Annotated in this window: 24 protein-coding genes and 1 pseudogene; 8 read left to right on the forward strand and 17 right to left on the reverse strand. The window is 34.2% G+C overall.

What is annotated here, in order from left to right; translation table 11 throughout:
- Positions 1–12: 12 nt before the first annotated feature.
- From HNQ90_RS00560 to trhO, 5 genes are all read right to left on the reverse strand, one after another.
- Positions 13–2,361 carry a transglycosylase domain-containing protein gene (locus HNQ90_RS00560; protein ID WP_144114722.1) on the reverse strand — a complete coding sequence of 783 codons (2,349 nt, stop codon included), beginning with the start codon at positions 2,359–2,361 and terminating at the stop codon, positions 13–15.
- A gap of 46 nt (positions 2,362–2,407) precedes the next feature.
- Entirely contained in the window at positions 2,408–2,902 is a 495-nt protein-coding gene (locus HNQ90_RS00565) for a gliding motility lipoprotein GldH (RefSeq protein WP_144114723.1), read from the reverse strand.
- Positions 2,889–4,205, reverse strand: a complete 1,317-nt coding sequence (locus HNQ90_RS00570; RefSeq protein ID WP_144114724.1) for a PSP1 domain-containing protein — start codon at positions 4,203–4,205, stop codon at positions 2,889–2,891. Before HNQ90_RS00570 ends, HNQ90_RS00565 begins: the two co-directional genes overlap by 14 nt.
- Positions 4,206–4,422: 217 nt before the next feature.
- A complete protein-coding gene (locus tag HNQ90_RS00575; RefSeq protein ID WP_244962203.1) occupies positions 4,423–5,343 on the reverse strand; it encodes a radical SAM protein in 921 nt (306 codons plus the stop codon).
- A gap of 270 nt (positions 5,344–5,613) precedes the next feature.
- Positions 5,614–6,678 carry an oxygen-dependent tRNA uridine(34) hydroxylase TrhO gene (gene trhO / locus HNQ90_RS00580; protein WP_144114726.1) on the reverse strand — a complete coding sequence of 355 codons (1,065 nt, stop codon included), beginning with the start codon at positions 6,676–6,678 and terminating at the stop codon, positions 5,614–5,616.
- A gap of 520 nt (positions 6,679–7,198) precedes the next feature.
- Between trhO and recA the strand changes: the two genes are divergently transcribed.
- The 4 genes from recA to HNQ90_RS00600 all read left to right on the forward strand — a co-directional run bounded on the left by recA (position 7,199) and on the right by HNQ90_RS00600 (position 11,018).
- A complete protein-coding gene (gene recA, locus HNQ90_RS00585) occupies positions 7,199–8,209 on the forward strand; it encodes a recombinase RecA (protein WP_144114727.1) in 1,011 nt (336 codons plus the stop codon).
- Positions 8,210–8,448: 239 nt separating this feature from the next.
- Positions 8,449–8,859, forward strand: a complete 411-nt coding sequence (locus tag HNQ90_RS00590) for a hypothetical protein (protein ID WP_144114728.1) — start codon at positions 8,449–8,451, stop codon at positions 8,857–8,859.
- A gap of 23 nt (positions 8,860–8,882) precedes the next feature.
- A complete protein-coding gene (locus HNQ90_RS00595; protein WP_144115546.1) occupies positions 8,883–9,425 on the forward strand; it encodes an RNA polymerase sigma factor in 543 nt (180 codons plus the stop codon).
- Entirely contained in the window at positions 9,426–11,018 is a 1,593-nt protein-coding gene (locus HNQ90_RS00600; RefSeq protein ID WP_144114729.1) for a hypothetical protein, read from the forward strand. It abuts the gene before it with no gap.
- Positions 11,019–11,133: 115 nt separating this feature from the next.
- On the opposite strand, the gene HNQ90_RS00605 is transcribed toward HNQ90_RS00600, so the two are convergent.
- The gene (locus HNQ90_RS00605; RefSeq protein ID WP_144114730.1) at positions 11,134–11,874 is read right to left on the reverse strand and encodes a lysophospholipid acyltransferase family protein; all 741 of its coding nucleotides are present in this window, start codon (positions 11,872–11,874) and stop codon (positions 11,134–11,136) included.
- 116 nt (positions 11,875–11,990) lie between these two features.
- Here HNQ90_RS00605 and trpS point away from each other — a divergent pair, with 116 nt between their 5' ends.
- On the forward strand, positions 11,991–12,959 hold the full coding sequence (gene trpS / locus HNQ90_RS00610) for a tryptophan--tRNA ligase (protein WP_144114731.1): 969 nt from the start codon (positions 11,991–11,993) through the stop codon (positions 12,957–12,959).
- A 1,012-nt stretch (positions 12,960–13,971) separates the two neighbouring features.
- Here trpS and dprA read toward each other — a convergent pair.
- Complete coding sequence (gene dprA, locus HNQ90_RS00615; RefSeq protein WP_144114732.1) at positions 13,972–15,075, reverse strand: DNA-processing protein DprA; 1,104 nt, start codon at positions 15,073–15,075, stop codon at positions 13,972–13,974.
- Positions 15,076–15,179: 104 nt separating this feature from the next.
- On the opposite strand from dprA, the gene HNQ90_RS00620 reads away from it, so the two are divergent.
- From HNQ90_RS00620 to HNQ90_RS00630, 3 genes and pseudogenes are all read left to right on the forward strand, one after another.
- The gene (locus tag HNQ90_RS00620) at positions 15,180–16,115 is read left to right on the forward strand and encodes an HU domain-containing protein (protein ID WP_144114733.1); all 936 of its coding nucleotides are present in this window, start codon (positions 15,180–15,182) and stop codon (positions 16,113–16,115) included.
- 82 nt (positions 16,116–16,197) lie between these two features.
- Positions 16,198–16,707 (forward strand): acyl-CoA thioesterase, encoded by a 510-nt coding sequence (locus HNQ90_RS00625; protein WP_144114734.1) that lies wholly within the window; start codon positions 16,198–16,200, stop codon positions 16,705–16,707.
- A 283-nt stretch (positions 16,708–16,990) separates the two neighbouring features.
- Positions 16,991–17,195 (forward strand): annotated as a pseudogene (locus HNQ90_RS00630) (IS110 family transposase); the annotation flags it as partial.
- 69 nt (positions 17,196–17,264) lie between these two features.
- Here HNQ90_RS00630 and HNQ90_RS00635 read toward each other — a convergent pair.
- The 10 genes from HNQ90_RS00635 to atpG all read right to left on the reverse strand — a co-directional run bounded on the left by HNQ90_RS00635 (position 17,265) and on the right by atpG (position 26,684).
- Positions 17,265–17,783 (reverse strand): hypothetical protein, encoded by a 519-nt coding sequence (locus HNQ90_RS00635; protein WP_144114735.1) that lies wholly within the window; start codon positions 17,781–17,783, stop codon positions 17,265–17,267.
- Between the two features lie 234 nt (positions 17,784–18,017).
- Positions 18,018–18,596 (reverse strand): RDD family protein, encoded by a 579-nt coding sequence (locus tag HNQ90_RS00640; RefSeq protein ID WP_144114736.1) that lies wholly within the window; start codon positions 18,594–18,596, stop codon positions 18,018–18,020.
- Positions 18,597–18,870: 274 nt separating this feature from the next.
- Positions 18,871–20,100: a murein hydrolase activator EnvC family protein gene (locus tag HNQ90_RS00645; protein WP_092849252.1), complete on the reverse strand. Its 1,230-nt coding sequence runs from the start codon at positions 20,098–20,100 to the stop codon at positions 18,871–18,873.
- Entirely contained in the window at positions 20,101–20,868 is a 768-nt protein-coding gene (gene lolB1, locus HNQ90_RS00650; RefSeq protein ID WP_092849255.1) for a lipoprotein insertase outer membrane protein LolB1, read from the reverse strand.
- Positions 20,868–22,229: a tetratricopeptide repeat protein gene (locus tag HNQ90_RS00655; protein ID WP_144114737.1), complete on the reverse strand. Its 1,362-nt coding sequence runs from the start codon at positions 22,227–22,229 to the stop codon at positions 20,868–20,870. Before HNQ90_RS00655 ends, lolB1 begins: the two co-directional genes overlap by 1 nt.
- A 175-nt stretch (positions 22,230–22,404) precedes the next feature.
- The gene (locus tag HNQ90_RS00660) at positions 22,405–23,424 is read right to left on the reverse strand and encodes a sugar phosphate nucleotidyltransferase (protein ID WP_144114738.1); all 1,020 of its coding nucleotides are present in this window, start codon (positions 23,422–23,424) and stop codon (positions 22,405–22,407) included.
- Between the two features lie 42 nt (positions 23,425–23,466).
- Positions 23,467–23,781 carry a GIY-YIG nuclease family protein gene (locus HNQ90_RS00665; protein WP_144114739.1) on the reverse strand — a complete coding sequence of 105 codons (315 nt, stop codon included), beginning with the start codon at positions 23,779–23,781 and terminating at the stop codon, positions 23,467–23,469.
- A gap of 35 nt (positions 23,782–23,816) precedes the next feature.
- Complete coding sequence (gene dut / locus HNQ90_RS00670) at positions 23,817–24,251, reverse strand: dUTP diphosphatase (RefSeq protein ID WP_144114740.1); 435 nt, start codon at positions 24,249–24,251, stop codon at positions 23,817–23,819.
- Position 24,252: 1 nt separating this feature from the next.
- Entirely contained in the window at positions 24,253–25,713 is a 1,461-nt protein-coding gene (locus HNQ90_RS00675; RefSeq protein WP_144114741.1) for an oligosaccharide flippase family protein, read from the reverse strand.
- A 110-nt stretch (positions 25,714–25,823) separates the two neighbouring features.
- Positions 25,824–26,684 carry an ATP synthase F1 subunit gamma gene (gene atpG, locus HNQ90_RS00680; RefSeq protein WP_144114742.1) on the reverse strand — a complete coding sequence of 287 codons (861 nt, stop codon included), beginning with the start codon at positions 26,682–26,684 and terminating at the stop codon, positions 25,824–25,826.
- Positions 26,685–26,787 lie beyond the last annotated feature (103 nt).

Raw genomic sequence — 26,787 nt, forward strand, 5'->3', positions numbered from 1 at the left:
AAGGTTTAAATATTATCCAAAATCTAAATCTTCTGGTGTATTTTCATCTTGATCTTCATCAGCATCAGAGGTACTTTCATGCTTAGAACAATCTACATTAATTGATAAGTTTTCAGGTTTTTTAAAATCTTCTTTAGAAATATCTAATTCTTCATCGGCATAACAATTTTTCATATAAACACCCCAAATTGGTAATGCCATTGCTGCACCTTGCCCGTAAGTTATCGATTTAAAATGCGCTGCTCTATCTTCGGCACCAACCCAAACTCCTGTAACTAAATTAGGCACCATACCCATAAACCAACCATCACTTTGGTTTTGTGTAGTTCCTGTTTTTCCTGCGATAGGGTTTGTTAGCTCATAAGGATACCCAGTAATAACCTCCTTGTAATCTGGCTTATATTTAGCCCAACTATGTCTTAATCTGGCACCCGAACCAATTTGTGTTACGCCTTCCATAAGCTTAACAGCCACATACGTTGTTTCTTCACTTAACACATCGCGCGTTTCTGGTTTAAATTGATACAAAATAGTACCATTTTTATCTTCAATACTAGTAACCATAACAGGCTTGGTATAAACCCCTTGATTTGCAAACGTTGAATACGCGCCTACCATCTCGTAAACACTAATATCTGGTGTTCCTAAGGCTATAGATGGCACAGGAAGCATTTCGGACTCAATACCTAGTTTTTTGGCTAAATCGACAACCGTTTGCGGCCCTACTTTATCTATTAACTGTGCTGTTACTGTATTTACAGAGTTTGCTAAGGCATTTTTTAAAGTTCTTGTTCCGCCATAATCACTGTCGCCATTAGAGTTTTTTGGACACCACTCTTCTGGGTTTCCAAATTTATTAGCTTCAATACAGAACGGAACATCTGGAAATTCATCACAGGGCGAATAATGCAATTGATCGATTGCTGCTGTGTAAACAAAAGGCTTAAACGTAGAACCAACTTGACGCTTTCCTTGTTTTACCATATCGTATTGAAAATGCCTGTAGTTAATACCACCAACCCATGCTTTTACATGTCCGGTTTGCGGATTCATAGACATCATACCTGTTCTTAAAAAGGATTTGTAATAACGCATAGAATCAATAGGCTTCATGAGCGTATCAACTTCTGATGCTTTACCTTCTTTCCATTCAAAAACAGTCATTTTTACAGGCTTATCAAAAGACTTAATAATCTCGTCGTTAGATTTCTTTAAATCATATTTCATATGCCTCCAACGCTCAGATTGTTTCATCCCTCGTTTTAATAAGGCATCTATTTCCTCTTTTTCTAAATCTAAAAAAGGCGCTGTTGGGTTTCTTTTTGGCGTATTTTGGTTAAAAAATTCTGCTTGCAACCTTGGCATGTGTTGTTGTACTGCATTTTCAGCATGGGTTTGCATACGAGAATCGATGGTTGTATAGATTTTTAATCCATCGTTATACAAATTCCATTTTGTTCCATCTGGCTTTGGATTGTTCTTAATCCAATCCTTCATAAAACCATCTAAATAGCCTCTAAAATAAGTAGCAATACCTTCACGATGCGATTCTGGCGAATAGTTTAAATCTAGTTCGGTTTTTTGAAGCGAATCTTTTACTGCCTCTGTAATATAATTGTATTTATACATTTGAGCCAATACCACATTACGTCTGTTTTTAACGCCTACAGGATTACGCTCTGGCCTTGGATTATATAACGATGAATTTTTAAACATCCCTACCAACATAGCAGATTCTTTAATGCTTAAATCTTTAGGCTCTTTACCAAAATAAATACGTGCCGCACTACGAATACCATCAGCGTTATTTCCAAAATCGTAGATATTAAAATATTGGGCAATAATTTCTTCTTTAGTGTATTGACGCTCTAAACGTGTAGCAATAATCCACTCCTTAATTTTTTGAGAAATTCTACCAAAAGTACTTCTAGAAGCTACTCCTGTAAATAATTGTTTTGCTAATTGCTGAGACACTGTACTTGCTCCACCGCCACCACCTAAGGTAGCAATAGCTCGTAACGTACCTCGAGCATCAATACCAGAATGTTCATGAAAACGAACATCTTCGGTTGCTATAAGCGCATCGACTAAATGTTGAGGAAATTCTGAATAGTTAACCGGCGTTCTATTATCGTTTAAATAGAATTTACCTAGTGTTTGTCCATCGGACGAAATAATTTCGGTAGCTAAATGTGTTTTAGGATTTTCTAAAACCGTGTGATCTGGTAAATCCCCGAAAATAGAGGTTAGAAAAAAAATCAAGAAAAGTGAAATAATACCTCCTAAAAATACGATCCAAAACCAACGGACATATTTTGAAAAATCTTGAACTGCTTTAGTTTCTTTTTTTGCTTTTGCCATTTACTATGTATTAAAAAACACTTAGCCTAAACCAAGTGAGACAATTTTATTTTGCATTATTATGTTCTACCCTAAACCCTATATCTGTAATACCATCCAGCTCCACAACACCATTTACCTTTCCGTTTTCGCGCATAGCATGCTGAATGTTTACCGTGTAAGTGCCCGATTCCTGAAAAACCACGCCTTCTTTATACCACAATTTATTTTCTTTAATATCGGTATAACCTTCGCCTAAAAGTTTACCACTTGGTTCGGCCATCCTATATTCTAAAGTATCTTTTAATGTTTTACCATGCGGAAAAACCATTTCGACAATTAAAAATATATTATTGAACTTGTAGGCATTTGTATTTCTTAAATTAACAAATAAATTATGCTTATTTATAGAATCTGGTGGTGTTACCTTAAAACTAATAATGGAATCTTTATGCCATGCATTTGGAACCGATTTGTATTTATCATACACCCCATTGGAATCACAAGACACTATTACAGTAGTAAATATTAATAAAAATAATACAACTCTATTTTGCAGCATTATTATTGTTTTGAGGTTTTTTCCTGTTATTTTTTCTACGTTTGTTTTGACCTTGACCACCTTGACTTTGATTATTTGGGTTTGGCTTTTGGCTATTTTGGTTTTTATTTGGTGCTGTATTTTTATTGTTAGAAGCACCTTTGGCATTAGAAGGCTTTTTATTACCTTGATTACCTTTCCTTCTATTATTTTTACGTTTATTATTGCCTTTTGGACTATCAAAACGGGTTAAACTATCTTGACCAACAACGTTTTCAAAAACTTCTTTAGTATCTTCTTCTAAAATTTCTAAAGCATACTCTTCAAGACTAGCTACTTTTTTCTTTTGCTTATTTAGCTCAATAATTTCGTTTGCTTGATCTGTAGTGATTTTATGCCAATTCATCCACTCACCTTCATAGGCATACCATAAATGGCCTTTAAAAATGTCTGTTTTTTGGCAAACCGCAGTTCCCTTTTGGGTATACAACTTAGTATCGTTTTTAGGAAAGCTTTTTAAGGCATCTAAATACGTATCTAGCTCATAATTTAAACAGCATTTTAATTTACCACACTGTCCTGCTAACTTTTGAGGGTTTAATGATAATTGCTGATAACGAGCCGCCGATGTACTTACCGAACGAAAATCTGTTAACCATGTAGAACAACATAACTCGCGTCCACAAGACCCAATACCACCAAGTCTTGCAGCTTCTTGACGAAACCCAACTTGCTTCATTTCAATACGGGTTCTAAACTCGCGTGCAAAAACTTTAATTAACTCTCTAAAATCAACACGCTCTTCTGCGGTGTAATAAAACGTCGCTTTACTAGCATCGCCTTGAAATTCGATATCTGAAATTTTCATTTGAAGTTTCAAATCGATTGCAAATTGACGTGCTCTAACCTTCATAGGTTCTTCCTTGTCTCTTGCGGCCGACCAAATATCTATATCTTTCTGACTTGCTTTGCGGTAAATTTTTAGAACTTCTTCTGGATTTTCAGAAATGTTTTTACGTTTCATTTGAACGCGTACCAATTCCCCCGTAAGGGTAACCATACCAATATCATGACCAGATTTGGCTTGTGTAGCTACAATCTCGCCAATACTTAACGTTAAATTTTCTGTGTTTTTGTAGTACTCTTTTCTGCCGTTTTTGTAACGTACCTCAACCCAATCAAATGGTTTTTCTCCGTTAGGTAAAGACATGTTTGCTAACCAATCAAAAACGGTTAACTTATTACAACTGTCTGTACCACAAGTACCATTATTTTTGCAGCCTTTTGGAGAGCCGTCTTTAGTTGAGCAACTTGCGCAAGCCATATTTTATATATATTGATTCCGTATAGAAAAGTATCTAGCGGAAGATGGTTCGTAACTATTCTTTTTTTAATTTCATCTTACAGCATAGCAACCTGTAAATACCTGATAATGAAATTTTAAGAAGCCCACATATAACTGCTATAATAAAAAAGGCTTCAAGATGTAAATATAAGATTATTATAAGAGACTATAAAGCAAAGGGTTTTTTAATTTTTTTTCAATTAAAATTAACATCATAATTAAGTTTATTTGATGTTGTGCTAAGCTGTTTTTTAGATTTAAAAATGTTAGAAAACAGTAATTTACTCCATCCTATTTTCTTGCTATACTCATTAAAACTTTCTTCTTTCCAATTAAAACTTTCTTTCCAAAAACTGGTCGGAGACACATAACAGAAGGTATAATCGAATATAAAACTAGCTTCGTTTTTCTGGGCCAATTTAGCAATAGATTTAGGCGCCAACAACGTAATTTTATTGGATTTACAATGCTCTGAAATTTCTTGTATTATTTCGGAATAATCATCCTTTAAACTCGAAATATCAAAATCGTTATACTCGGTATTTCCTATTTTTTGAATGGGACGCACTTGAAGGATATCGAAACTACCGCCATCAAAATATTGAAAAAAGTCTTTTAGTTCATGAAAATTATCCTTGTTAAACGTATAATTTATACGCACCTTAAAATCGTATTTTTCTTTAAGTTTTTTAAAGGCATTAAAAGCAGCATGAAATTTTTCGTAATCTGCTTTTTTCATAAAGTTCTCGTAAGATTCCTTTTTAACCCCATGAAGCGAAATGGTAAACTCGTTTAAACCCGCTATTAAAAGCTCCTCTATTTTTTCTTCGGTAAGTAAATTAGCGTTTGTAGTAAGCGATATATAAGGCACTTTATAAGCTTTACCTAAGGCTATTAATTCGGGTAATTTTTTATATAAAGTGGGCTCTGTGCCACAACCAACCTGTAATTTTAATGCTCTATTAAAAACAGTTTCGGCCACACGCTTAATTTCTTCTTCTTTAAACTGGCCTTTTAACTTTTTAACATATTCTTCATCTGTAAAATAACACATTTTACAACGTAAATTACACGCCAAAACAGGATCTAAATTTACCGCTAAATACCTTTTATTCAACTTATGTAAAATATACAACCCTAGAAATTTCACCCTATGGTTTTTTATTTTCTTATTAAGTTTTAAAAGCTTGTATATATCCATTAAATTATTTTCTGCGCTTCAAAAGTATACAATTAATCGGTTTTACATAGTAACTGATTGTTCATTATATATAAAACATAACCCTTTACCGACTATTAAACTCTAAAAAACCAAAAAAATTATACAGCTTTATAAAACCACAAAACACCCAACAAAAAAAAGGCTCCAAAATTTGGAGCCTTTTTTCTATTTTTTAAAACTTTCAAAAATGTTTCGCAAGTCTTTTTTATACGGTAAGTGGTCGGCACGACCTTTTTTAAATATATCGTTACTATTACCTTGGCCTTTACGTAAAGCTTTTTGTTCTTCAAAAGGTAAAGCATGAATCTCTTTACAGGTTGTAGAGCAGCAATTATCCATCTCTTCTTTACAGGTATCACATTGTATAAACAACAAATGGCAAGCATCGTTAGCACAATTAGTATGCGTATCAAAAGCATCGCCACATTGGTGACATTTAGCAATCACATCATCACTAATACGTTCGGCACGTCTTTCATCAAAAACAAAATTCTGCCCCATAAACTTATTTTCTAAGTCTTTATCCTTCACCTGGCGCGTGTATTCAATAATACCACCTTCTAACTGAAACACATTTTTAAACCCTTTATGTTTAAAATATGCACTTGCCTTTTCACAACGAATGCCGCCTGTGCAATACATCACCAAATTCTTATCTTCCTTGTGGTCTTTTAAATCGTCTTCAATAATATCTAACGATTCTCTAAAAGTATCCACATCTGGAGTTACAGCATTTTTAAAATGCCCAATTTCACTCTCATAATGGTTTCGCATATCCACCAAAACGGTGTTATTATCCTCAATAAGTTCATTAAACTTTTCAGCATCAACATGCACCCCTTTATTGGTAACATCAAACGTGTCATCATTTAAACCATCGGCAACAATTTTGTTTCTCACCTTCACTTTTAATTTTAAAAATGACATGTTATCCTGCTCTATAGCAATGTTTAAACGAATGCCTTTTAAAAAATCAATAGTATCTAAATGTGCTTTAAACTCATTAAACTGGTCTGCTGGCAATGAAAGTTGCCCATTAATGCCTTCGTGAGCCACATAAGTACGCCCTAAAACGTCTAATTTGTTCCAAGCAATAAATAATTGATCTCTAAATTCCTGAGGATTTGTAATTTTAGCGTACTGATAAAAAGAAAGTGTTAATCGATCCTTTCCGGCTTTTTCGATTAACTCAGCTCTTTCCTTTGCGCTTAATGTATTGTACAGTTGCATGCTATACTAAATTTTTAAGTTAAAGAATATTTTAAGCTGCAAAAATACAATTAATCTACAATTACACAATTTTAAAAATTTGGGCGCTCCCAAAAGGTCGGGCTATCCATTGCAAGTCCTCGCACTTCCTTCGTCAGGCTGTGGGCTTTCCATTACTATCCCTAGCGCAACCAACCTGCCAAGGTCAAAGTTTAAAAAACGAGCTATAGGTTTATTTAAAAACCCATCCAATTCCTAAAAAACAAAAAAGCACCTAAAACTAATGTTTTAAATGCTTTTTATCGAGTTTAGAGTTAGTCTTTATATCAAAACTCTTTTGGCAAATTTGATAGCAATATTTTTTCCCTTTACTAACTAGATGCGTAATATTAAAAAAGGTTGCGTAAAACTATAAAAAATATTTTTTTAAGCCCTAAAATCAAGTATTTACCACTACATTTAAGGATGTTGAAAACTATTATTGTAACATGAAAAAAGATATAGTACTTTAGCATACAATTTTTCAGAAAAAACAAAGAAAATGAGCAGCGATAAAGAAAAAGAAGCAAAATTAAAAGCACTAAAATTAACTTTAGATAAATTAGATAAAGCCTACGGAAAAGGAACCGTAATGAAAATGAGCGATTCTGCAATAGTAGATGTAGAAGCCATTCCTTCAGGTTCATTAGGTTTAGATATTGCCTTAGGCGTTGGTGGTTATCCACGCGGACGAGTAATTGAAATTTACGGACCAGAATCTTCTGGTAAGACAACCCTAACATTACACGCCATTGCCGAAGCACAAAAAGCAGGAGGTATAGCTGCATTTATTGATGCAGAGCATGCTTTCGATCGTTTTTATGCCGAAAAATTGGGTGTGGATATCGATAACCTTATTATTTCGCAACCAGATAATGGTGAGCAAGCTCTAGAAATTGCTGATAATTTAATTCGTTCTGGCGCTATCGATATTGTAGTAATAGATTCTGTGGCAGCCTTAACACCAAAAAGTGAAATTGAAGGCGAAATGGGAGACTCTAAAATGGGACTTCATGCGCGTTTAATGTCGCAAGCATTAAGAAAGCTAACAGCCTCAATTAGTAAAACCAATTGTACGGTAATCTTCATTAACCAATTACGTGAAAAAATTGGTGTTATGTTTGGTAACCCAGAAACAACAACTGGTGGTAACGCCTTAAAATTCTACGCTTCTGTACGTTTAGATATTAGACGATCTACTCAAATAAAAAGTACAGATGGTGCTGTTTTAGGTAACAAAACCAGAGTAAAAGTGGTTAAAAATAAAGTAGCACCACCATTTAGATTAGCAGAGTTCGACATTATGTATGGCGAAGGTGTATCTAAAGTTGGTGAAATTCTAGATTTAGCCGTAGAGCAAGAAATTATAAAGAAAAGCGGTTCATGGTTTAGTTACGACGAAACCAAATTAGGCCAAGGTAGAGATGCTGTAAAAGCATTAATAAAAGACAATCCAGAACTTATGGACGAGCTTGAAGCCAAGGTTAGGAAATTCATAGATGAGCAAGAATAAAAAATTTAAAATCCCGTTAATTCGGGATTTTTTAGTTTATAAACTATCCTCACCTTAAAAAAGCTATACGTTCTAAAAAAATATTAAGCTTTACACATAGCTCATTTAGCACAAAACATTTAACTTTAGTACAGTTAGATTAACAAACAACTAATTAAGTAAATTTTATACGCAACCATTTCGTTTGTTTTGCATCTTAATAGTGCAAACATGTAGATAACCCTAAAATTTATTTTGCAATGAAAAAATTACTTGTACTTTGTTTAACACTTATACTGTGCGCCTCTTGTAGTATTGATGATGACGGCACACGTTATAGTTTTGAAATTTTACCCGTAGAAAGTGTAGATATACCAGACGAATTTGAGTTAGGCGAAATTTATCCAATAACAGTAACTTACTTAAATCCATCATCGTGTCACAGCTTTAAAGAATTTTATTATTTAAAAGAAAATAATGAAAGAACAGTAGCACCAATTACTTATGTTTTTGACCAAAACGACTGCGAAACTTTTGAAAATGAAGAAGTAGAAGCTACTTTCAACTTTAAAGTAACCAGTAACGGTTCGTATATTTTTAAGTTTTGGCAGGGTGAAGACGCCGATGGCGAAACGCAATATTTAACCATTGAAGTGCCCGTTGTAGAGTAAGTATTAATTAATACATGTTTAAATTGAGTTTAGACCAACTCATAGAAAATTGTAAGAATGACGATACTAAAGCACAAGGCGAATTATATAAACTCTATTCGGGTAAATTATTCGCCATCTGTTTAAAGTATTCGCGTAACTATGCCGAAGCGCAAGATAATTTGCAAGACGCATTTTTAACAATTTTTAAAAAAATTGAACAGTATAAAAACAAAGGCTCTTTTGAGGGTTGGATAAAACGTATTACCGTAAACACCGTATTACAGCGTTACCGAAACGAAAAGGTTTTTGATATTATAAACGAAAACACCATTGAAGATGTAGAAGTTGAAGTTGATGAAGACGAACTCTCCATTGATTATCTTCTAAAAATCATTCAAGAATTACCAGATAGGTATCGGTTAATTTTTAACCTGTATGTTCTAGATGGCTATTCGCATAAAGACATTGCTAAAATGCTAGACATAAACATAGGCACATCAAAATCTAACTTAGCGCGAGCAAGACACATTTTGAAAAACACGATTGAAGATTATAAAACAACACAACGTTCACAATCCTTATAAATGAGCGATAAAAAACATATAGACCGATTATTTCAGGAAGGATTTAAAGATTTTGAAGCCGCACCTAACGATGCCGTTTGGAGAAATATTGAAGCAAAACTGAACGAAAAAAAGAAAAAACGACGCGTTATTCCTATTTGGTGGCGTTATGCTGGCGTTGCTGCACTATTAGCGTTATTAATAACTGCTGGTGCTCTCTTTTTTAATAATACAGACGCAAGTAATACTAACCAAGTTGTAGATACCGAAACCGAAACTATAGAACATATTGAGGTAAAGGAAAACAAACAACCTAGTAGCAACACTGTTAAAACTCCTGTTATCGCTTCAAACGAAGACGATGATAATAACACGAATAGCACCACAAAAGCATCAAAAAAGGAGTCTAATACTATTAGCAATTCAGCAAATGCTTCAAACAACATAGCCAGTTCTAATAATGCGCCTTTAAAAAGCAATAAGCAAAAATCAGCTAACAAAACAAATGCTAAATCACTTTATAACACAACAACAATAGCAAGCACTAATAATAAGAATAGTAGTGTTGCTAATACGGTTTCAGAAGAAAAAAGAAAGTCAAACAACCTTCAAAATTCAACGGAAAACACAACACAAGTTGCTAATACTTCCGAAGCATATAACACGACTACTAATTTAAAAAAGGAAGCCGCTGTAGTAAACAAAGAAAAAGCAACTATGGTTATTGAAGAAGCTTCCCAAAAGGAAACAGCAATTGCAAATGCTAATGATAATACAGCAGCAAAAGAAGCTGAAAAGGATGCAAAAACAGAAGTAAACCCAGAAGAGAATAAACGCTCTATTGAAGAGGCCTTAGATAACACCGAGGACATTGCTAACAACAACGAAACACCTACCAACAGATGGCGTGTAGCACCAAATGCTGCACCGGTTTATTTTAATACCTTAAACGAAGGCTCATCTATAGATCCGCAGTTTAATTCTAATTCTAAAACGGGCGAAATTAATATGAGTTATGGTATTTCTGCTAGTTATGCCGTAAACAAAAAACTGAGCGTCCGCTCTGGGATTAACCGTGTTAATTTAGGTTACAACACCAACGATGTTGTGGTGTTTCAATCGGTTGGTTTTAGTTCTAAAAGTAGTGCGTTACAAAATGTAAGTGCTCGCGGTAATTCAAGTAATGCCGATGTTGCACTTATAAGTTCAGAAAATTTAAACGCCAATACTTCCGATTCGTTTGCGGCCTCTAATGCTTCTATAAATCAAGCATTAGGTTATATTGAAATCCCACTGGAAATTCAATATACACTTTCGGATAAAAAACTTGGTGTTAACCTTATTGGTGGTTTTAGTTCGTTCTTTTTAAATAACAACGAGATTTTTTCTGAAGAACAAAACGGAACCAGAACCTATCTTGGTGAAGCTAGCAATATTAATAATACAAGCTATAGTGCCAATTTAGGAATGGGTTTAAATTATAAGGTTACTAAAACATTCGATTTGAATTTAGAACCTATTTTTAAATATCAATTCAACACATTTAACAATACTTCCGGTAACTTTTCACCATTTTTTATTGGTGTATATACCGGATTCTCTATTAAGTTCTAGGTTTTTGGTTAGATCTGGGTGTGGGTTTCCATTTAAGCTCGGAAATTCATATCAAAAAGGAAACTGCTCGTCCCCTCGAGCAGTTTTTTTATTTTTAGAAGTATTGTATTAAAAACTATTTACTTTCAAAAGCTTCTAGCTGATTCAAGATTACAGTCCTAGAGTTTTCATTTAAACCTTTAGTATCTTCAATCTTTAACCCTTCGGTAGGAATAAATTTATGAACTTTAACGCGCATTCTTCCTGGGCTTCCGCTAAAAAAAGTATATGAAAAACGTTTTTTATTATCTGCAAAAGTTATAGGCACAATAGGTGTTTGATGATTTATAGCTAACCTAAACGCACCGTCTTTAAAACTATCTAACATAACATGCTCTTCTGGCACACCACCTTCAGGAAATATACAGATACTAAGCCCCGATTTTAAGCGGCGTTGTGCTCTTAAAAACACAGCTTGCCTACTCTTTGGCGAACTTCTATCTACCAAAATACAGGTGCGTTTATAAAAGAAACCAAATAACGGAATTTTGGCTAATTCTGCTTTTCCAACAAATACAAAAGGATTTTTAACCGTCACCAACATAAGCATAATATCTGCCATCGAGGTGTGGTTGGCAATAAACATATAGCTTTTGTTTTTATCTGGAACTTCGTCGCGCTTAATACTATAGGCAAACCCCATTCCTATTAAAATAAACTTTGCCCATAACCTAGCAATCCTAAAAAAATAAGGATACCAAGATTCTTTAGCGATTGATACTAAAAGAATTGGAAAAAGTAAAAGAATAGGCAGCGCTACTAGTATATAAAACCAAATACGATAAAGTAGCCAGAAAATATATTTAAATAGTTTCATAAGCTTCAAAAATACATAATTGTATTGAGCTATTTTATTAAAACGTTTACCTTTGCTCTTGGTTAAACAAGATTGAATACTAATTAAAGAGATTCCTCCATTGAAGGAATGAAAAGATGGCAAGAATACTAACAGGCATACAAAGTACAGGAACACCACATTTAGGGAACATTTTAGGGGCCATTATGCCAGCAATTGAAATGGCTAAAAACCCAGAAAACGAGTCGTATTTATTTATTGCAAATATGCATACTTTAACACAAATTAAAGATGCAAAAACCTTACGCGAAAACACATATTCTACCGCAGCAACGTGGTTAGCATTTGGTTTAGATATTGAAAAAACCGTGTTTTACAGACAAAGCGATATCCCTCAGGTAACCGAACTGTCTTGGTATTTAAGCTGCTTTTTTCCTTACCAACGCCTAACCTTAGCGCATAGTTTTAAGGACAAAGCCGATAGATTAGAGGATGTTAATTCTGGGTTGTTTACCTACCCAATGCTAATGGCTGCCGATATATTGTTATACGATGCCGAAATAATACCTGTTGGAAAAGATCAAGAACAGCATATTGAAATGACTCGCGATGTGGCCTCGCGTTTTCACGCTAAAGTTGGCGAAACCTTTGTTTTACCTAAAGCTTCGGTGCAAGAAAACATTATGCTAATTCCTGGTACTAATGGCGGAAAAATGAGCAAAAGCCAAAATAATACCATAAATATATTTTTAAACGATAAAAAACTACGCAAGCAAATTATGTCTATCGAAACCGATAGCACACCGCTTGAAGATCCTAAAGACTGGAGTACATGTAACTGTTTTGGTATTTATAAATTATTAGCCAATGAAGCACAAATTGCCGAAATGAAAGCTAATTACGAAAATGGTGGTTACGGCTACGGACACGCTAAACAAGCCTTATTTGAGTTAATTGTTGAGACATTTGCCGAACCTCGCGAGCGTTACAACTATTACATGAACAACTTAGAGGAAATTGACAAAGCACTTTTAGTTGGTGCCGAAAAAGCCAAATTAATAGCTAATGATGTTTTAGCGAGAGTTCGCGAAAAAGTTGGCTATTAACAAATTCCTGCGAAAGCAGGAATCTCATTAAACATAAACGTTATTTTATTTTAAGTTAACTTTTTAAAAGTAACCTGAGTACCATTTTCTTTATAGTAATATGTCAAATTTTTAAAGAGGCAGGAGCTTCTAATGCCAAATAGAAACCACCAAACAAATCAATAAGAAAGCACTTTAGATTGCATTTATAACGCGCAAACTAGATTTTTTTATATGAAACACTGTTTGATAATGAACTTAATGACAAAAGTATTTTAATAGATAATTACCTAAAATTAAAATAATATAGATAAAACTAATTAGATTTCTATACATAAAACACCTACTTATGTAGAATTATAAATGATAATATGTATATTTGTATTTGTACAATACAAACATTTTGTATAAAAAAATACCCCATCTAATAAATTAGTGGGGAATGATTGAAACATTCAATGTTTCGGTCTAATATCACTTTTAATTGTTAGTATTATCTTAGGGTCGAAACTAATGTGATAGTACTTACAACATAAAAAATAATAGCTGCAATCCAAAAAACGGTTTGCAGTTTTTTTTTGTTCTCTTCTTTAAACATATAAAGAATTTTACTTTTAAATTAAACATTCACTTTATCTCTACAACCAAACGGTTACAAATCAAGACCTCAAAGCCTGCATTCAAAGTTATGGATAAATAATACACTTTTATTAAAGAGTTTTCAACAAATAAGTAATCGGTATTAACAATTAAGAAGCTTGTATTGCTAGAAAACACGTACATTAATTCTTATAATTAGTTAGACCCAAATCTTATTACAAAACACATTTTTTTAGCCTTAATAAATTAAGTTATCATATGAATATCCTCAACAAAATTGATGTGGCTTTGGTTGTGAGGTGAAAAAAGCCAAAATAATAGCTAATGATGTTTTGGCGAGAGTTCGCGAAAAAGTTGGCTATTAACAAATTCCTGCAAAAGCAGGAATCTCGTGATTAAAAACTTGAATTTCTAGATCTATTCCGCTTTCGTTTTAAATAACCTCAAACAATTTCCCAGGAAGCGGTCTTACAACGCCTTTAAGCTCCATATTTAAAAGGGTTCCAGAGACTTTAAAAATAGGCAAATTGCAGTTTAATGCAATGCTATCTAACTGTTGTTTATCGTTTTCTTTTAAGTAATTATAAATCACTTTTTCGGTGGCATCTAGCTCGACAAATAATTGCTTTTGTATAACGGGTTGTTTCTCACTTTCCAATTCCCAACCTAAAATATAAGGCACATCCAAAGGTGTAGTTAGCATATGCGCTTTTTGGTGCTTAATTAAATTATTACACCCTATACTTTGGCTATCGGTAGTACGACCCGGAACAGCAAACACATCGCGATTATACGAGTGCGCAATATCTGCGGTAACCAAACTACCACCTTTTTCGGCCGATTCTATAACAATAGTCGCTTCGCTTAAACCAGCAATAACTCTATTTCGTTTTAAAAAATTATTCTTATCAAAGGTATCTGTACTCCAAAAGTCGGAGAAAAACCCGCCGTTTTTTTCCATATCAACCATGTACTTTTTATGCACTTTCGGGTAAATTTGATTTAGTCCATGCGCTAAACACGCCACGGTTTGCAACTTATGCTTCATAGCAGCTTTATGCGCCGTAATATCGGTGCCATAAGCAAAACCCGAAACAATTATAGGATTATAAATGGCTAATTGCTCCACTAAATTTTCACAAAAGGCAATACCACTGGTAGTAATCTTTCTGGCACCAACTATGCTAATAATAGGTTGGTTTTTTAAATCTATCTTACCTGTTTGAAACAACAAAATAGGGCTATCAATGCAGTGTTTTAGCTTTTCAGGGTAGTTAGCCTCGTTAAAATAAGACACCTCAATATTATTTACCTTTATAAACCGAATCTCTTTTTCGGCTTCCTTTAAATGATGTGATTTAAACAAATCGCTAATAGTAACGCTTCCAATACCATCTATTTTAAGTAAGTTTTGCGACTTCTCTTTTAAAACCGCCTCGGCAGAACCACAATGCGAAATCAATCGTTTAGCAGTAATATCGCCAATATTTGGCACATGTTGCAAGGCTAAAGTATAAAGCAAATCATTTTCTGTCATGCTATCTTGTTGATTTTAAAACTACAATAAAAGAATTTTTACTTTGTTAATAAAAAGTTCGCCCTAAATTTTATTAGAAACTACTTTTTTATAACTTTGTTTTTATGCAATTAGAAACCTACATAAGCGACTTACTATATAGATATGAGTGTGTTACCATTCCTGAGTTTGGTGCCTTTTTAACGCAGCAAGTATCTGCTAGCATTAATGATGCTACAAATACCTTTCATGCGCCAAAAAAAGTGGTATCATTTAATGAGCAAATTCAGCAAAACGATGGTTTATTGGCACATTATGTTGCCGATGTAGAAAAAATCCCTTTCGAGGCGGCTAACAAAAAAATTGCAAAACGTGTTAAACTTCTAAAGTCTTATTTAACACAAGGCGAAACGCTTACTTTTAAAAACATAGGTGAAATTGTTTTTAATAAAGAAGGTAAAATTTTATTTGAACCTACGTATCATTTAAATTATTTAACCGATTCTTTTGGACTTTCTCAATTTGTAGCGCCTGCCGTAACACGCGAGGTTTACAAAGAAGAAGCCGAAGCCATAGAAAAAGTAATTCCTATTGGTGTAACACCAGAAAAGCGCAAGTCTAAATCGTATTTAAAATATGCTGCAGTAGCTTTAATAGCCTTAACTTTAGGTGGTTTTGGAGCTTCTAATTATTATGTAGGTCAAATTGAGCAACATAACCAAATTGCACAAAGACAAGCCACACAGCAGTTAGATACCAAAATACAACAAGCCACTTTTAACCTAAACCCGTTACCAGCAATAACCTTAAACGTAACCAAACAAACAGGTAATTACCATATTGTTGCAGGTGCTTTTAGAGTTGAAGAAAACTGCGATACCCGAGTAAAGCAACTAAAAGCCGATGGTTTTACTGCCCGAAAAATTGGTACAAACAAATACGGTTTACACCAAGTTGCCTATGCAAGCTACGAAAGTAGACTAGATGCTTTACAAGCACTTAGAGACATTAAAAAATCGCATAACAGAGACGCTTGGTTACTAGTACAAAAACTAGACTAGTTTACATTCTCATTTTCTTTAATGTAAATTCAAACAATAAATGCTATTAGTTTGTAACTTTGCCGCATTATAAAAATCTACAATGCAAGCAAAAACACCCGAACAATCTAAAACAACCATGACAGATTTGGTTTTACCCAGTGAAACCAACCCACTAAACAACCTTTTTGGAGGCGAATTATTAGCGCGTATGGATCGTGCGGCTAGTATTGCTGCGCGTCGTCATTCCAGACGCATTGTAGTAACCGCATCTGTAAACCACGTGGCGTTTAATCGTGCTGTACCTTTAGGAAGCGTTGTAACGGTAGAAGCTAAAGTATCGCGTGGGTTTAACACCTCTATGGAAGTTTTTATTGATGTTTGGATGGAAGATCGCGAATCTGGAGCCCGAACAAAAGCCAACGAAGCCATTTATACCTTTGTAGCTGTCGATGAAACAGGACGCCCAGTAAAAGTACCCGAAGTAAAACCAGAAACCGAGCTTGAAATAGAGCGTTTTGAGGCCGCTTTACGCCGAAAACAACTTAGTCTATTACTAGCCGGAAAAATAAAGCCTAACGAAGCTACAGAGTTAAAAGCACTGTTTGATTAGATAATTGTTTGGGCGTTACCACAAGGGTCGGGCTTTCACTACTCGCTCCCTCCTAAAAAGTCGGGGAGCTTAAACAGACCGTTCAATCCCTAACGCGGGTGTAGAACTTCTAATATTTTGAATTCGGGAATTTAGAAGTAGTAGTTCAGCGCTTGTCATGCTAATTTGTGTTTTGGCGTGTCACAATTTTAGGATTATTTAAGTAATTAATCCCGTCAAAATCTTTTAAACGAATAACGTATAGGTTTGTTAAACTATCAATTATGCTGTTATTCCGCTATTAAAATTAAGAAACCTTGTGTTTTTAGAAGCCTTTTCAGTGTATAAATATACAGAGCATGAAAGCAATATTTGACAGGATTGTAGCTAAAGGAAAGAGTGCTAAATTAGCATTAATAACAGTAGCAAATAAGTTGCTTAAACAGGCTTTTGCTATTGCAAAAAGCGGATTGCCTTATGATGAAAACTTTGATTCAAAATTAGCTTAAAGTTAATTGTTCTTTAACTCTGTTCTTTGTTGGGCATAATGCTTTCGCACGTTTTATATTTCATTTTATTTAATCGATGTCACCTTCTTCAACGATAGAGAATATACCTTGAGCTCCGCCAAATTCAAGAAATGAATTGTAAATTGTTTCTTTTCCTTTCATTGTTACAACTTTCTTAAAATCTATTCTTTTAATAAATGATGTCGAACCAGTAGTTTTAATACTACTGGAAATTATTCTTTGTTTAAATTTTGGATATTTTTTAAACATTTTTTCTTTTATAGTCACTGCATCGTTATGCTCATACAATTTTCCGTACATATAAGCTTGGTCCATATAACAATTAGCTATAGCTTCTGCATCGTGTTCATTATGTGCTTGATTCCATTCAAAAAGTAAAGCAATAGCATTGGCTTCCGTAAATTTCCAACCTTCTGATTGATTTTCGGTTATTTGAATTTCCGGTTCCAATTTTACTACGGTCTGTTCAGATTCTTTGTAATTAGTTATTGAGTTATTCTTGTTTTCTTTACAGCTAATTACAACCATAATTGCTGTAGCAATAAATATTTTATTTATTTCGCTCATATTTTTATTACTTCTTTATTTAAATTTTCTAATATGGGTTGGTGTATTTAGTTTGGATTGTTCAATTTTAGCACGATTTCCGCATTATGTACAACGGTCTCGTATAAAAATAGTTGCGGGTTTACGTGCGAGGATTTTCCGCAGGAAAATCAGACGTAGTAAACTTGCAACGACCTTTGGTTAAGCCCAAAATTGAGCGATTATTTTTATACATTGTTGGCAAATCGTTTTTTTTTAATTCATACTTGGTAATAAAAGACTTAAACCATAAAAGTAAATTCCGCCAATTATTAAAATCCCAATAAAATTTATTTTCAGGTTTGTGTTTTTCAAATCAGTAAAAATTGATTTAAGCTTCTGTTTTTCTGATGTAATAACTTTTGTGTTAGCCAGAAAATCGCCAATTCGTCTTTCAGGATTTATTAGTCCAACAATAACTTCTAATGGCCAAGCAACACAAATAGTCAAATTCCGAACGAAACATTGTAATTCGTTCGCTGGATTATTTGTTTTTCGGTCAATTACTTGAAATCCTAAAATCCGTTTTGCAGGACTTTTGGCATTGAAAAAATCTTTGTTTAAATAAACGAAAAAAGGAAGAAAAACTAAAACCATTCCAATTCCGTTGTTCAAATTGTCTTTCATTAATGCTCCTAATCCAAAAATCAAAAATCCCAATGGCACAATTAAAAGACACATAATAAAATGGTCTAAAAGCATACTTAAAACTCGGTTAATTCTTGGGTTGCTATTCGCAATTTTAGAAATTTCTCCGACTATTATTCCATCGTTATTATTGTTCGTTTCTGTCATTCCTCAAATGTTTGCCAACTTGTTATATAATAACTTTCACTACTTATATCCCACAAATAATCCGGGATATAAAAACTTTTTCTTCGTTGTTACCCCGTAAATATACTTAATTTACTTGTAAGAAAAGTATAAAAAATACCGTTAATTATTGCCTTTAGATTGTAGAGTTTTATGTAACGTAAATGTTTCACTAAAAATTCTATTAGCTAAAAAACTTTAAATAATAATTGTAGTTTCTAATCATGAGATTCCTGCCTCCGCAGGAATATATGGGTTACATTTTATAAATCCAACTCGCAGGATTCTCGGTTGCAGTACCTTTAGATAGCGTAAAACTTAAAATTGTTTCACCGTTTGATGGATTTGTAAACACCTCGCCAATAACCTGTTTGGTTTTAACCTTATCCCCTTTTTTAACATACACTTGCGATAAGTTTCTGTACAAGGTTAAGTAATTTCCGTGGCGAATCATGACTATAGGATTTACGTTTTTCATTTTAAGAATTTCGCTTACTTCGCCATCAAAAACCGCTCTTGCTTTTGCGCCTTTTTCGGTAGCAATACGCACACCGTTACTATTTATGGTTAACGATCTATCAATAGGATGCGGTTGTTTACCATAACCTAAACGCACAAAACCTTTTTCGACTGGCCAAGGTAATTTTCCTTTGTTCGAAATAAAGTTAGAGGCTAGCACCTCTTCTTCAGCCGTTAAAGCAAAACTTTTAGAACTGGTGGTTTTACCCGCTTTTTTGTTAGATTTTGCAATAGCCGCTTTAATAATACGGTCTATTTCTCTATCAATTTTATCGGCTTCGCGTTGCTTTTGTTTAATTTCGGCAACATACCTAGACATGTTCTTTTTTAAGGCCGCCATAACCACTTCGTGCTGTTTACGTTCGGCTTCTAAGGATTTTTGAACCACTCTGTTTTCGGCAATCAATTTCTTTTTATCTTCTTGTTGCTTTAATAAACTCGCATTAATATCTTGTAACTCCAGCGTTTTAGCCTTTATAATCTCGCCTTGTTGCTTCTGGTGGTCCGAGTATTGCTTTATGTACTGCAAACGCTTGTAAGCCTGCTTAAAATCGTTACTAGACAGCAAAAACATAATACGACTTTGTTGGTTTTTGCTTTTATAAGACTTCACAATCATAGCAGCATAATCTTCCTTTAACTGCTTTAGCTCGTCTCTTAAATTGGATATTTTATTTTGGTTCGTGTTTATCTCTCGCGTAAGTAAATTGGCTTGCTGGTTGGTTACCTTTATTAAATTAGAAAGCACACTAATTTTATGGTTAAAATCTTCAATTAAACTAAGCTCGGACTTTGTTTTAGATTTAGTCTGGTTACGTAACTCGTTAATTTTTTCAATTTCTCTGCGCAGCTCTTGTCGGCGAGATTCTAATTGCTTCTGCTTATCGCTTTGCGAAAAACTAAAACTACTGCACAACAAAAACCCTAAAATAAAAATAAGCCGGTATGTACTTTTACTCACTTTCATTTACAGCTCAATTTCTTCAAAACCCGAAGGTATTTTAAACGGAAAACGTAACGCTTCGTTTAAAGACACACTTTTCATTTCTAATTCTATAAGCATTTCCTCGTTCGCCTCCACAGCAATTACTTTTATTAACTCCGGAATAATTTGACTATCTACATCTTGATACTTTAAATAGTCGATTTGTAAATGCCTAAATTCCTTGGGTTGCGATATTTGCTGCGATTTTACCTTAAAATTCGATGCGTTTAACAAAAAGAAAATCTCGAATAACGCACGCTGATTTTTTGGCTGAACAATATAAGCTTCTTGGTCTACACTGGTTGTGTAATCGCTAGCGTTTAAATTATATAAGGTTTCGCCTAACAGTAAATTCTCAACCTTATTAAAATCCAACTCGGTGCCCAGTAAATCGCTTAAATATTTGTAATCGCCATCAAAATACGTTTTATCAAGCTTATTGTAAAAGCTCACTTTTTCTGGTGTTACCAAAGCGCGTATAACAGAAAACGGCGCGTTTATCCATATGGATTCGCCCTTTTTGGCTCTAAATGTAACCGTGTGCGACTGCGATTTTCCCTTTTGCGTATAGCTTATTTTTAGTCTAGATTGTAAAGTTTTAAAAGTGGCAACTTGTTTTGCGTTTTCCTTTATAACTTGTCTTGTAGACAAATTTAAATTAGCCTCGCCACCTCTTACTGTTTTTGCAGATTTACAATTAAACAGTAGTATAGTACATAAGCCTAAAATAATTTTTGAAGTTGTTTGCATTAATTTTGGGGATGTATTTGTTTTGCCTTATCACTAAACGCTTTTGCTTTTGTTGTATTGTTTAGTAAGGTATAAGCTTTACTAAGTTGCTTGTAAAAATCGGCTTCCATTTTGCTGTCTTCAACAATATAATCTACTCCAGTTTCTAAAGCTTCAATAGCATCTTTAGGTTGGTTTAAGGCGTTTAAAGCCACACCATTTATAAGGTAAATAACGGGTTGCGATGGGTAGCTTTCCAGCGCTTCGCTACTTTTTGTTTTAGCCTGCTCAAACTTTTCTAAATCGATATATAACAGCATTACATTTTGCAGGATCTTAAAATTATTTGGTTCTAGTTTTAAAGCTTCTTCAAAATGTTCTAAAGCTTTTACCTTATCATTTTTTGCTAAATAATATTGTCCTAACTCCTCTACAGATTTACTAGTATCGGCATCGCTAACCAAAGCTGTAGCCTCAACCAAATCGCTTTCGTACTCCGGATTTTCTTTAACAAAACTCACAAAATCTCTAAGCACTTTTAATTTAGCTTCGGGCTTAATTTTAGTGCTTTTAACCACTAATTTCATGCTTTCAATAGCCTTTTCAGCATCGTTATCATCTAAATAAAACTTGTATAATGCCAAATGCACTAATTGCGAATTTGGGTTAACCTTTAAAAGGTCTTTAGCCGTTTCAAAAGCCTTTTCTTTTTCGTTATTTTCACTATACCTAAAAATAAGTGCTAAATAATTCGATTCTTTTTCGGGGTTATTTTCAACGCGCGATTCTAAATTTTCTATTTGGTCCTCTTTACGTCCTGTAGCTTGGTAAATTCGATTTCGCATAACGTCTCGACTTACCGAAACGCCAAATTCGGCATCTAACGCATCCAAAATTTCTAGCGCATTATCATACTTTTTTGTTTGCATGTAAAGCGATGCTAAATCCTCCTTGTAATCCGGATGAAATCGCACCAACTGCTTTACCGTTTTAATGGCTAAATCGTAATCGTTTTGCGAGGCATAATAGCCGTAAAGCTCGTCTAAAAACCATTCGTTATCTGGGTCTTTATCCACCGCTTTCTTTAAGGCATCTTCAGCTTCACCAAAATTTTTAAGCTTTATGTAACTTTTACCCAACTCAAAATATAACACAGGCACCGAATTATCCATGTCAATACACTTCTGTAAAGCTTCGGCAGCTCGATCATAATTCTCAATGCCTTTTTGCTTCAACGCTTCGTAAAATAACTCCTGAAACGCATCTTCGTTATTCCCTAAATCGTCGTCGGGCGTTTTATTAAAATCTACCTGCGCATAGTTCATCTGCGGAAGCAATACCATTCCGAAGAGAAAAAATAATATGTAGATTTTTTGTTTCATTATTTTCAATATTTGGGCGTTACCTAAAGGTCGGGCCTTCACAAGTCGCTCTCTGCGAGGAGCTCCAACAGTTGCTCAATCCCTAACGCGGTCAATCTGCAGTTGGCAGTCTTCAGTTATTGGTCAAATACTATTTGCTAACATCATTTTATGAGATTCCTGCTTTGGCAGGATTTTATTCTAACACCGAATAATCACCAATACTTATACTAGTAAATTCGCCATTATACTTAACGTTATTACCAATCATAGCATGGTTTAACTTAGCGTTTTTAATTTCAGAATCCGTTTGAATCAAGCTATTCTCAATGGTACAATTTTCAATAACTGTGCCATTTCCAACCGATACAAAAGGTCCAATAGTTGTGTTTTTAAGCACCACATTTTCACCTATAAAACACGGCTCAATAATTTTAGAATTTTCTAGTTTAGCCGAATCTGCTACTAATGTTTCCTCGCCATCGGCCTTTAAAAACCCTAACATACGTTGGTTAGTTTCTATGGTTATGGCTTTGTTTCCGCAGTCCATCCACTCATCAACAGTTCCTGTTTTAAATACTTTACCTTCGGCCATCATCCGTTTAATACCATCGTTAATTTGGTATTCGCCACCATTCATAATATTTTCATCAAGAATTTCTTGTAGCTTCCCTTTTAATACGGCAACATCTTTAAAATAATAGATACCTATTACTGCTTGATCGGACACAAAAGTTTCTGGTTTTTCAACCAACTCCACAATCTCTTGGTTAGCATTTAACTTAACAACACCGTAAGCTTCTGGATTATCCACTTGTTTTGTCCAAATAACGCTATCGGCCGTTGGATCTAAATCGAACTCTGCTCTAATTAAGGTATCGGCATAAGCAATTACTGCAGGACCCGACAAAGATGGTTTTGCACACATAATAGCATGACCCGTTCCAAGTGGTTTATCCTGGCGGTAAATAGAGGCTTTAGCGCCTAAATCTGTTGCCAATTTTTCCAGACTAGCAACAACCTCGTCTCCAAACCATGCCGGATCACCTAAAACAAATGCTATTTCCTCTATAGGTTGTTTTAAAACTTTGGCGATATCCTTTACCAATCTGTGAACAATAGGTTGTCCAGCAACTGGAATTAATGGTTTTGGTACAGTTAAACTATGTGGGCGCAATCGAGATCCTCGACCTGCCATTGGTACTATTATTTTCATATCACATGCCCCGCTTGACGGGGTATCTTTTAATATTAAACTTTATTTTCTTAATTTATTGTAATTTAAATTCCAGTTAATACTCAAATCCGACCAACTAGGATTCATATCTTCAATTAATTTAATTTTCCAATCTCGTTTCCATTTCTTGAATTGTCTTTCTCGTTTTTCAGCTTCATTGCCGTTATCAAACTCTTCAAAATAAATCAGTTTATCGCAATTATACTTCGCGGTAAATGATTTAGGATAAACCTTTAATTTATGCTCTTTTACTCTTTCTTCTATACTGTCTGTAAAACCAATGTATAATACGCCTTTAGGCTTATTTGACATTATGTAGACATACCAATATTTCATTATTATCGACTAAGAGGTTCCTGCCTCCGCAGGAACTATTTTACTCCCGTACTCCCAAAACCGCCTTCACCTCTATCCGTTTCAGAAAGTACTTCTACTTCCTGCCATTCTACACGTTCATGTTTTGCAATGACTAATTGAGCAATACGTTCGCCGTTTTCTACGGTAAAGTTTTCATGTGATAAGTTAATTAAAATCACACCAACTTCACCTCTATAATCTGCATCCACTGTTCCTGGAGCATTAAGCACTGTAATACCCTTTTTAGCCGCTAAACCACTTCTAGGACGCACTTGTGCTTCAATACCAACTGGAAGCTCTAAAAACAAGCCTGTAGGTACTATTTTGCGTTCCATGGGATGTAATGTGATGCTTTCGGTAAGGTTGGCACGTAAATCCATACCAGCCGAAGCCATCGTTTCATAATGCGGTAAATCGTGATTAGATTTATTTATAATTTTAATTTGCATGTTATCGTTTTAAAAGTTGTTTAATGACTTTCTGTTCAGCAAAATATACTATCGCCAAAAATACAATTAACATAGAAATTCCAACAATATATTGACCTCTAAATTGATAAAAAGATACTAAAGACAGTGCTATGGATAGCCCTAAATACATGGCAATTTTCTTAATGTTGTATGGAATAGGATAATATTTTCTACCAAAATAATACGACAATAACATCATAGACGCATAGGCCGCTAAAGTGGCTATAGCCGAACCTTTATAACTTAAAATAGGTATTAACCAAAAGTTTAATACTAAGGTTAACACAGCGCCGAAAATAGATATATAGGCACCAAACTTGGTTCTATCGGTAACTTTGTACCAAACCGAAAGGTTATGATAAATACCTAAGCAAAAATTGGCTATTAAAATTACCGGAACAATCCACATGGCTTCCCAATACTCTTGATTGCCAATAAAAATAACCTTTAACACATCGGCAAAAACCACAACTGCCAGTAAAATAACGGATCCAAAAATGACAAAATACTCTAGTATGATGGCGTAATTTTTTTGTGGGTTTTCTGTTTTAGCATGACTAAAAAAGAAAGGCTCTACACCCAAACGATATGCCGTAGCAAATAGCATCATAAACAACGCTAGTTTATAACATGCCGAATACATACCAATTTCTGTTTTGGCAATAGCTTCGGGTAATAATTTGTCTAATAAAATACGATCGAAACTTTCGTTGATTGAAAAAGCAACACCGGCAATTAATACAGGAAAAGCGTACTGCATCATCTGTTTCCAAAGTACCTTGTTGAAAGTAAATTTAACCTTAAAGTAAAAAGGCAACATTAACACTAAAGTTACTGCACTGGCTACTAAATTGGCTATAAATATATAATGAACTTGATAGTTGGGTTTGTACAGCGGCTCTAGTACAGCGTACTCTGATGCCAAATCTTTTAGCCATAGTAGTAAAAACAGGTTTAAACCTAAATTTATAACCACGTTTAGTATTTTAATAATAGCATACTTCATGGGTTTTGCATTGGCTCTTAACCATGCAAATGGAATAATTACCAAAGCATCTAATAGCAGAATCCAGACCACTAGCTGGATGTATTCTACTTTAATATCTACAAAGTTGGAGATTTGTTTTTGAAATAATAAGGCAAGAACAAAAAAACCAAAAGATGTTATGATTAGCGATATAGTAGATGTGCCAATAACCTTTGCTTTGTCGTCTTCCTTATTAAAAAACCTGAAAAATGCCGTTTCCATACCATAAGCTAAAATGACATTAAAGATTACGAAATAGGAAAATATTAAGGATACATCGCCATAATCGGCAACCGATTTTAGCACACTTTCATCGGTATGAAGGCGAACCAACAAGAAACTCAACATTCTGGGTAAGACCGTAGCTAACCCGTAAATAAATGTTTGTTTGAATAAAGATTTTAATCCGCTCAAAAAAATTGCTTATTTATAAGGTTAAAAATAGGGCTTTTAAACCAAAAAAACCTAACTCGTTAAAGTTAGGTTTTAGATTTTGTTAAGATTCCTGCCTTAGCAGGAATGTATTAATTATTTAAAGCTTCTGCACCACCAACAATCTCAAGGATTTCGTTAGTAATAGCAGCTTGACGTGCTTTGTTATAAGTTAATTTAAGTTGATCTCTTAACTCGGTAGCATTATCGGTTGCTTTATGCATTGCCGTCATACGTGCACCATGTTCAGAGGCAAAAGAATCTCTAAGACCTTTATACAATTGTGTTTTTAAAGACTTAGGTATTAACTCTTCTACAATTTCTAATTTTGATGGCTCAAAAATGTAATCTGCATTAACTGTTACCTCTCCTTTTACAGGTACAATTGGTAAAAATTGCTCGGTCATTACTATTTGAGTGGCAGCATTTTTGAATTTGTTATAAACTATTTCAATTTTATCAAACTCTCCAGCAACAAACTTCTCCATTAAACCTTCTGCAATTTCAGCAACATTTTCGAAATTTAAATTATCGAAAATCTCACTTTTATTGGCAATTACATTATTGGTTTTCTTAAAAGCATCGTTTGCTTTTTTACCAATAGCGAAATAAGAAACTTCTTGGTTTGCATAAGTTTCAGACGTTAATCTGTTAACTTCTTTTATAATGTTTGAATTAAATGCACCAGCTAAACCTCGATTAGAAGTAATTGCAACTATAAGTACTTTTTTTAATTCGCGTTGTTCAGAATATGCACTTCCAGAATCTGCATCTAAAGTTGCACTTAAACTTTGTAAAAGTTCGGTTAACTTATCAGCATAAGGACGCATTGCGGTAATAGCATCTTGCGCTTTCTTTAACTTTGCAGCCGATACCATTTTCATGGCACTGGTAATCTGCATCGTTGAAGATACTGATGATATTCTGTTACGTATTTCTTTAAGATTCGCCATTCTTTATTTTTATAAAGACTCTTCGATACTTAGACTGCCATTTGAACAGACTAGACTTAGAGTGACATTAATTTTACACTTTAAATTTAAAGTTATGAGTTAG

It is taken from the genome of Algibacter amylolyticus (assembly GCF_014202225.1).
GTDB classification, from domain to species: Bacteria; Bacteroidota; Bacteroidia; order Flavobacteriales; family Flavobacteriaceae; genus Algibacter_B; species Algibacter_B amylolyticus.